Origin of the sequence: Allobaculum fili (genome assembly GCF_020969955.1) — a bacterium.
Lineage (GTDB): Bacteria > Bacillota_I > Bacilli_A > Erysipelotrichales > Erysipelotrichaceae > Allobaculum > Allobaculum fili.
The window spans coordinates 1-7903 of record NZ_JAHDSX010000069.1 but is presented as its reverse complement, the minus strand read 5'-3'; the positions used below and the strand labels follow the sequence as shown (position 1 = coordinate 7903).

Annotated in this window: 8 protein-coding genes; 1 reads left to right on the top strand and 7 read right to left on the bottom strand. The window is 52.0% G+C overall.

Annotated elements, in window-relative coordinates; all coding sequences use genetic code 11:
* Window positions 1-157: 157 nt before the first annotated feature.
* Together Afil_RS10195 and Afil_RS10190 are read right to left on the bottom strand one after the other, a co-directional pair.
* Window positions 158-502, bottom strand: a complete 345-nt coding sequence (locus Afil_RS10195; protein WP_230268455.1) for a hypothetical protein — start codon at window positions 500-502, stop codon at window positions 158-160.
* A 107-nt stretch (window positions 503-609) separates the two neighbouring features.
* Entirely contained in the window at window positions 610-1692 is a 1083-nt protein-coding gene (locus Afil_RS10190) for a 6-phosphofructokinase (RefSeq protein WP_230268454.1), read from the bottom strand.
* 354 nt (window positions 1693-2046) lie between these two features.
* On the opposite strand from Afil_RS10190, the gene Afil_RS10185 reads away from it, so the two are divergent.
* Window positions 2047-2589, top strand: coding sequence for a hypothetical protein (locus Afil_RS10185; RefSeq protein WP_230268453.1), 543 nt, complete (start codon window positions 2047-2049; stop codon window positions 2587-2589).
* A gap of 273 nt (window positions 2590-2862) precedes the next feature.
* Here the strand turns inward: Afil_RS10185 and Afil_RS10180 are convergent, their stop codons facing one another.
* The 5 genes from Afil_RS10180 to Afil_RS10160 form a co-directional block, all read right to left on the bottom strand.
* Window positions 2863-3627, bottom strand: a complete 765-nt coding sequence (locus Afil_RS10180) for a DUF1905 domain-containing protein (protein ID WP_230268452.1) — start codon at window positions 3625-3627, stop codon at window positions 2863-2865.
* Window positions 3628-3710: 83 nt separating this feature from the next.
* A complete protein-coding gene (locus Afil_RS10175) occupies window positions 3711-4571 on the bottom strand; it encodes an ABC transporter ATP-binding protein (protein WP_230268451.1) in 861 nt (286 codons plus the stop codon).
* A gap of 18 nt (window positions 4572-4589) precedes the next feature.
* On the bottom strand, window positions 4590-5558 hold the full coding sequence (locus Afil_RS10170; RefSeq protein ID WP_230268450.1) for a FecCD family ABC transporter permease: 969 nt from the start codon (window positions 5556-5558) through the stop codon (window positions 4590-4592).
* A complete protein-coding gene (locus Afil_RS10165; protein WP_230268449.1) occupies window positions 5551-6558 on the bottom strand; it encodes a FecCD family ABC transporter permease in 1008 nt (335 codons plus the stop codon). Before Afil_RS10165 ends, Afil_RS10170 begins: the two co-directional genes overlap by 8 nt.
* Window positions 6558-7517 (bottom strand): ABC transporter substrate-binding protein, encoded by a 960-nt coding sequence (locus Afil_RS10160; RefSeq protein ID WP_230268448.1) that lies wholly within the window; start codon window positions 7515-7517, stop codon window positions 6558-6560. The genes Afil_RS10165 and Afil_RS10160 overlap by 1 nt, the downstream gene beginning before the upstream one ends.
* Between the last annotated feature and the right edge of the window lie 386 nt (window positions 7518-7903).

Genomic DNA, 7903 nt, shown 5'->3' with positions numbered 1-7903 from the left:
GAGAAATCGATACCGAGATCGATTGCAGGGATGATTGATTCCATGAAAAAGCCTCCTTGAATAAAGGAATTATCCCAAGGAGGCGGTCGAGAAAATACCCGTCTTTTATTTGACGCTTACGTTCAGAAGGATATGTTCAGGATAATCCGGTCAGCGCTTAGTGACGGCCCTTGACCTGCGCAAGCTTGCGGATCATGTCCTTTTTCTCCTGCTCAAGCTGGAGTTTCGCTTTTCTGGCTTCTTCTTCCAGTTTGCGTTTGCCCTTCACAGCAAGGATCACTGCGGCGCCGGTCAGCGCGGCAACGGCGGCAGAAGCCATGGCGATACCGAACAGACGGTCGTCTTCTTCTTTTTTCATGGCAGCGCGATGATCGGCTTCCAGAGGAATCATGGAATTGGCTACATGATTTTCTTCCGCGCGCAGAAGATCGATGAGCAGTGCTTTGCGGGCATCGCTGCGCAGATTGAGCGCTTCGTTTTTAACTTCGTTGAATTTTGACATAGGGGTACCTCCTGGAGGATCAACACCTCTCCTGTTTCTTCGTATACCTTCAGTTTAGCCGGGACAGGGGAATATAGCGTACGGCTTGACTGAAAGAGAACACGCCGCTATTTATCGCCAAACGAAATGCCAAGCATTCTGGCTTCCTGAATGATGCTGGAATCGGGATCGACGAGCTTGAGCTTGCCGGCGATTTCGGCAAGCGGCACTTTGACGATTTCGCGGTTGCGATAGGCGACCATGAAGCCGTATTCACCCTGGCAGGCCATGCGTCCGCCCTCAGCGCCCAGACGGCTGGCGAAAACGCGGTCGTAGGCGTCCGGCATGCCGCCGCGCTGGGTATGACCTGGAATGGTTACGCGGACTTCCTTGCCGGTGGCTTCTTCAATTTCTGCGGCCAGTTTGTAGGAAACGGACGGGAACGTGTAGCTCTGCAGGCGCTTCTGGTATTCCTTCTTGGACAGCTTCTTGTCTTCGATCGAAATCGCGCCTTCGGCAACGGCGAGAATCATGAAGCGGCCGTGGTTATTCGTTTTCTTTTTCTTAACGACATCGAGAACGACGTTCAGATCGTAGGGGATTTCCGGAAGCAGAATGATATCGGCGCCGCCGGCCAGTCCGGCGTTGAGCGGCAGCCATCCGGTTTTGTGGCCCATGATTTCGACGATAAATACGCGGCCATGACTCGAAGCAGTCGTGTGAATTTCATCGATCGCGCGGGTCGCAATATCGACCGCGGACTGGAAACCGAACGTCATGTCGGTGCCCCAGAGATCGTTGTCGATCGTCTTCGGCATGCCGATGACATTCAGACCTTCCTGGGAAAGACGGTTGGCGGTTTTTAAAGAGCCGTTGCCGCCTAAAACGATCAGGCAGTCGAGTTCGAGCACATGATACGTTTGCTTCATGAGCTTGACTTTGTTATTGCCGTTTTCATCCGGCTTGTCGAGATCCTTGAACGGCACCCGGCTCGTACCGAGAATGGTTCCGCCGCGTGTCAGGATGTCGTTGAAATCGGCACTCGTCAGCATGCGGTAGCGGTTGTACATCAGGCCTTTATAGCCGTCTTCGAATCCGTAAAACTCTACGGGTTCCTTAGCGTTGTTCATGGCGGAAAGGTAGATGGCACGCATTGTGGCGTTCAGCGCCTGGCAGTCTCCTCCGCTCGTAAGCATTCCAATTCGAAGCATTGATAATCCTCCTCACTCTGTTTTCAGCTGTAATTCTTTCTCTATTTTAAAACGAATCGATTCAAACCGGGGACCGGATGTATAGTTTTTCAATCCTGTCGAAAAATCACGATTTTTTAAAGGAAATCGCGTAGGCAGAAGAGTATGCGATTTGACGTTGTAAGAAAAGGCGGTCATCAAAGCCGGGAAAACGCTTCCTCTACTATTAAATGAAAGTAAAGAAAGATGTACCTGAACCAGTCGAACAGCCCTTCAAGTTTTACACTTGCAAAAAGACATGTCCCTTCGTTCCAGGTCCGGGCAGAATGTACTGCCTAATTCCGGGCAGAATGTACTGCCTAATATGGAGGTAATATGAAAACAAGATCACTTACAGCGCTCGCGCTGCTGTCTGCGTTAATGATTGCGGGATGCTCTTCCGCTCCGGAAACAAAAACCGAATCTTCGGCTTCCGAACCTGTATCTTCCGTTGAAGAATCCAAGGAATCCAAAACGGAAACGTCTGCTGCTTCTCTTGAAGACATCAGCATGGCCTTCTCGAACGCCGGCTACAGCGTCAGCGATGTCGTAACCGAAGGCGACAAGACGACCTTTACCGCCGAAAACGACAACGGTTCCTTCCAGGTTGAAGGCCAGAACTTCGAAAACGAAACCGAAGCGTCTCAGACCTACGAAACCAGCGCTTCCCAGCTTGAAGACGACGGCTATCTGGAAGTCGAATCCTACGATGCCGATCAGAAGCAGACCCGCGTACTGCTCAACGACTACAACACCGTATACGGCGTAGCCGCCATTAACCGCGAAGCCAAATCCGTAGTCACTCTGCAGGACATCCCGGAACCTGCCCTCGACGGCGCCAAGAGCGTTCTCGAAATGCTTGGCTACCCTGTTAAATAAGCGTCTTTTTCTCCTTTGACTTTTGAATCCGCGCCATAGACAGGCGATCTTATCAAAGACGCCGAGTCGTTTGCGGATCTTCGTGCAGACCCTGAAATCCTCAGGGTCTGTTTTTTTGGCGCTTTTCAAACCGCACAAACGCTCGGAAAACGGAAGCAATTCAACGTCCGGCATTCAAAATTCCAAATTCGGAATCTTCCCAATAAAAAAGCCTCCGGTGGTTCGGAGGCAAAAGAAAATCGTCAGGCAAGGCTCAGAACGCAGAGGGGACGATTATCTGGGTTTAACGGATTCAGGTTTCAAAGCGGCATCGACGGCTTCCTGGTTTTGCAAAGTCCATTTCGCAATGGCGGAAACGAGCGCTTCATCGATTTTTCCATACCGAATCTGAATAGTGCCTTTACTCGTCTTATAGCCGTTGAGTTCGTTTTTAAACTGTTCGATCGCTTCTGGGCCTGGATACAGACCAATATGGTTTTTGAAGCCCGCAAAGTGAATAAGGTTTCGCTTTTTCCAGAATGTCGGCATGCTCCATGAAATCTTTTCGATCGTATTCGGCATTGCCTCACGCAAAATGCGCTGCATCGTTTTCAGATCCGCCTGCCAGGATTCAGGCTGCCTCTGAATGTATTCGTCTACGGTTTCCGGTTTGGATCGAACCGGCGTCTTTTTGTCCCTGGAGGAGGCAGGTCTGGTTTGCTTAGAAACAGGTTTTTCTTCCTTAACGGAAGATGGATCTGTCTGTATCGGTTCAGAAGAACGATCGGTTTTCTTCGACATCTGCCGGTCTTTTAAAACGACGTGCACGCGATCGCCAAAGCTCTTTCCCAGTGCTTTTCTTACCTGCTTGTTCAGGCCGATCAGATAAAACGGCGTTTTCATGGGCACGACCTGACCGGAATAGGGAACGTTATCAAACCGGGCGTCGACCAGCCAGCGGTCTTTTTCCGTCCGTTCGCGTATGTCATAGGGCACTTCAATATAGGCAGCATCCATCGTTCCGTTCTGCAAAATAACGGCATCAAATTCAATTTCCATTAACGATCACCTCATCCATCACAACTAGAGAGTACTCACAAAAAAATCGGCTGGACATCCGGCCGATTTTTTCGATTTCAAAATCAGGATCCGGAAAGCAGCCGATACGAAACCATGGTCGGCTTGCCGGTCCAGGGATCCTTTTCGATCAGGGCGTCCAGACTGAAAACGTCTTTCAAAACCGGAGCACTCATGATCTGTCCCACATTTCCTTCGTGCAGGATCAGTCCGTCTTTCATGGCGACCAGATAGTCGGAAAAGCGTGCGGCCATATTCAGATCGTGGATGACGATGACGATTGTCTTCTGCTTTTCCTTATTCAGCCGTTCAAGCAGTTCGAGAATTTCCAGCTGATGCGCCATATCGAGATACGTCGTCGGCTCATCTAACAAAATGAGCGGTGTATCCTGCGCCAGAGCCATCGCGATCCAGACGCGCTGGCGCTGTCCGCCGGAAAGCTGATCCACACTGCGATCGGCCAGTTCCAGCGTCCGGGTGTCTTTCATCGCCTGTTCGACGATTTGGCGGTCTGTTTCGTTCATCGTGCCAAACCCTTTCTGGTACGGATAGCGGCCAAAGCTGACGAGCTCACGGACGCTCAGACCGGCCGGCGCCGTCGGTCCCTGCGGCAGAAGGGCGAGCTGACGGGCGATTTCCTTCGTCCCCATATCTTTCATGTTCTGATTGTGCAAAAGGACTTCACCGCCCTGCAGCGGAAGAATGCGCGCAAGTCCCTTAAGCAGAGTGGACTTGCCGCAGCCGTTTGGGCCGATGATGCTCGTGATCTGCCCCTGCGGAATTTTTACGTTCATTTCGGGAATGATCGTTTTATCGGAATAGCCGATTTTCAGATGCCGGCCTTCCATCGCGTACGCAGACTTCGAATCGGAAGACTTCAAGGTACGATCCGGCATAGATGGATTTACTGTTTCGTTGTGTTCCATAAAGAGACTCCTTTTGGCTTATTCCTTGACGAGCAGGTACAGGAAGTACGGTGCACCCAGCACGGCAGCGGTAATGCCGACCGGCATTTCGTACGGTAGAAACCAGGTACGGGAAATGATATCCGCAAACACCATCAGCACACCGCCGCCCAGCGCGCAGGCGGGAAGCAGATGGCGATAATTCGGACCGACCAGCCGCCGGCAAAGGTGCGGGGCAATCAGACCGACAAAGCTCAGACCGCCGCCGATGCTCGTGCAAAACGCACTCAGCGCAATGGCCCCAATCAGAAACAGACGGGAAGACTTTTTCGTGTCGATGCCAATTCCTGTCGCCAGCGCTTCCCCAAGCATCAGCCCGTTCAGGGTTCGTGAAAAGTAGAAGATCAGCGCCCCGACTACAGTAAGACCGATCGCCAGACGGATGACGTTTGGCCAGTCGGCGCCCCAGATGCTGCCCGCAATCCAGTTTTGGACGAAGGCGTACTGCGAATCGGGCATTCGCAGCATGAGGATGGTCGTCAGGGAAGTGACGGCCAGGGAAATGGCGACACCCATCAGCAGGAGCTTTTTAGGATGAATGCGCCCATGGCTGTACGCCAGACGGTATTCGATCCAGAAAACGCCGCCTGAGCCCAGAAAGGCAAGGATCGGCATCATCAGCGACCAGTTCGTATTGCCGCCCTGATAGAAGACGATAAAAATCGCGATGGCCAGACCGGCTCCGGCGTTAATGCCAAGAATGCCCGGTTCAGCCATATCGTTGCGGGTAACCCCCTGCAAAACTGCTCCGGAAAGGGAAAGTCCGGCACCGACCAGAACGCAGGCGAGAACCCGGGGAAGACGAATATCGAGCAAAACGGGATTGCCCGCAAACAGCTCCGATAGGGGAATCTGCGCGTAGCCGGCATTCAGATCGAAAAGAATGCCCAGAACGAGCAGAACGGCCATGAGCAGAGGAATCCAGATTTGTTTCTGTTTTTTACGCATCGGTTTCTTCCTCCTTTCGGCTGATCCAGATGAAAGCCGGAACACCGATCACCGCAAAGATCAGGCCGACCGGCGTTTCTGTCGGCGCATTGAGGGTACGGGACAGAATGTCCGCCAGAACCATCATCAAGGCGCCAAGCATCATGGAGCAGGGAAGAATGGCTTCATACCGGCCGCCCGCAATGCGGCGGACGATATGGGGAACGAGAAGACCGACAAAGGCGACCGGGCCAGCAAGCGCAGTACTCGTACCCGCCAGAAGCAGGACGACCAGAATCGTCAGCAGCCGGGAGCGATTGAGATTCAGACCGAGCGAGCGGGCTGCTTCTTCGCCAAGCGAAAGCAGGGAAACCTGTCGGGAAAGCAGAAGGGCCGCAATTAATGCAGCAATTAGGACCGGTGCCGCGATTTTAAGCTGATCCATGCGGATACCCGCCGTACGGCCGGCACTCCAGAAGGTCAGCGACTGTCCGGTATTCGTCAAAATGGAAATGCCCTGGGTCAGCGCGGTTAAGAACATGCTTACCGCAAGACCGGCCAGAACGAGGCGGGTTGCATCCAGTTTTCGATGCTTCAGTAATAGCAGACCGAACACCAGAAAGACGGAAACGGCCGCCCCAAGAAAGGAGACAAAAATCGTCAGACCAAACGTGACATTGGAAAAGAACGCCAGACAGAGCGCCACACCGAAGGAGGCACCCGCGTTAATGCCAAGCAGACCGCTGTCCGCTAAGGGATTTCGCGTCATGCCCTGCATGAGCGCGCCGGCACTGGCCAGACCGGCCCCGACAAGAAGGTCGCCGATCGTTCGCGGCAGGCGCAGTTCCACGACGGCGATTTGCTGGTGACTGGTCAGATCCGGGCGAAAGAGCGCTTCGAGTACGGTCTGCCAGGAAATGTCCGTACTGCCCAGAAAGACAGAAAGGATCGCAGCGAAAACCGCTGCGATCGTAAGAATCACCAGAAAGAAGATCGTTTTCTTCGTACTGGTCTGCATCATTAGTTCTCCTGGAATTTCTCGAAAAATTCGATGAACAGATCGGCCTGCTTATTGAGCGTAATCGGATCGCGATGCATGAAGGCTACCTGTTCATATGGGAACGTCTTGCCGTTCTGTACGGCCGGCAAAGAATTCCAGAGATTGGAAGACGTTACGAAAGCCGGATCGGTACCGTCCAGTACGCCATACAGAACGAAGTCGCCGGCATACTCGGGCAGAGCTTCCAGAGAAATGACTTTATACGTTTCGTCCCCGTCGACCATGGTGCTCTGAATAGGTTCTGGGGCTTTCAGTCCCCACATGTCATAAAGGATGGATCCGCCCCGGGCAAAGTGAGAGCCCATGGTGTAAATCTGCTGCGGCCAGACTTCGAGAATCGAAACGGTCTGATCGCCGACGATGTTCTGGATTTCTTCCTTTTTGGAATCCACTTTTTCATTGAAGGCTGTGATATAGTCTTCCGCTTCTTTGGATTTGCCTACAAGATCGGCAACGTAGCGGAATGTATCTTCATCGCTGCGCTTGCCGTCCTGAATGTAAACGGTCGGCGCAATTTTTGAATACTTGTCGTAGTCCGCTTCGGTAATGGTGACAATCAGATCCGGCTTGGCTGCCGTAAACTGCTCGAGTGTCGTTTCCGCGGAAGTGATGTTCATCGGTTCGATGCCGTCTGTGAGGCCATCCAGATACGGATTGTTTAAAGCGTACGGAGAAGCAATCACCGGTTTCACATCAACCGCAAGAAACTCGCCAAGATAGTAGTCGCTGACAATGCGCTGCGGATTCACGGGAATTTCCACTTCGCCCTTATCGGTCTGAACCGTGCGCATTTCGGAAGCGGCTGTCGAATTCGAATCATTCGAACTCGAGCATGCGCCCGCAAACAGAGCCATGGAGGCGACAACGAGCAGAAGGATCGCATTGCGCATGACTTTTTTGAATGGGAAGGCTGAACTCATAAATTTACCTGCTTTCTATTCTTTTCTTTTCTGTTTTATCGATCGACCAGAAAAGAGCTGGTTCAGACGATCCCTGCAAAACGTTACTGTTTTGCCTGCCTGACGAGCGGAATCGATTCCGTCCGTTCAAATCCAGAATGGTAAAGATCAGAATGAAAAACCGTTCTTTTCGGCCGAAATTTGCCTTGGATTGATGATTAGCATCGACTAACTATTTTGGAAAGTCAAGCCCGAAGACTTGTTTTTAAATCTCCTCTTACCAATGTCATTAAGTTAAGGAGGGATAAAAATCGTATACCCTGTTCATGAGCGTTGTTATTTCTTATATTTTGCGTCTCAGGCATGACGAAAAGGATGATTTTCTACCTGTTGAAAAAATCATCCTG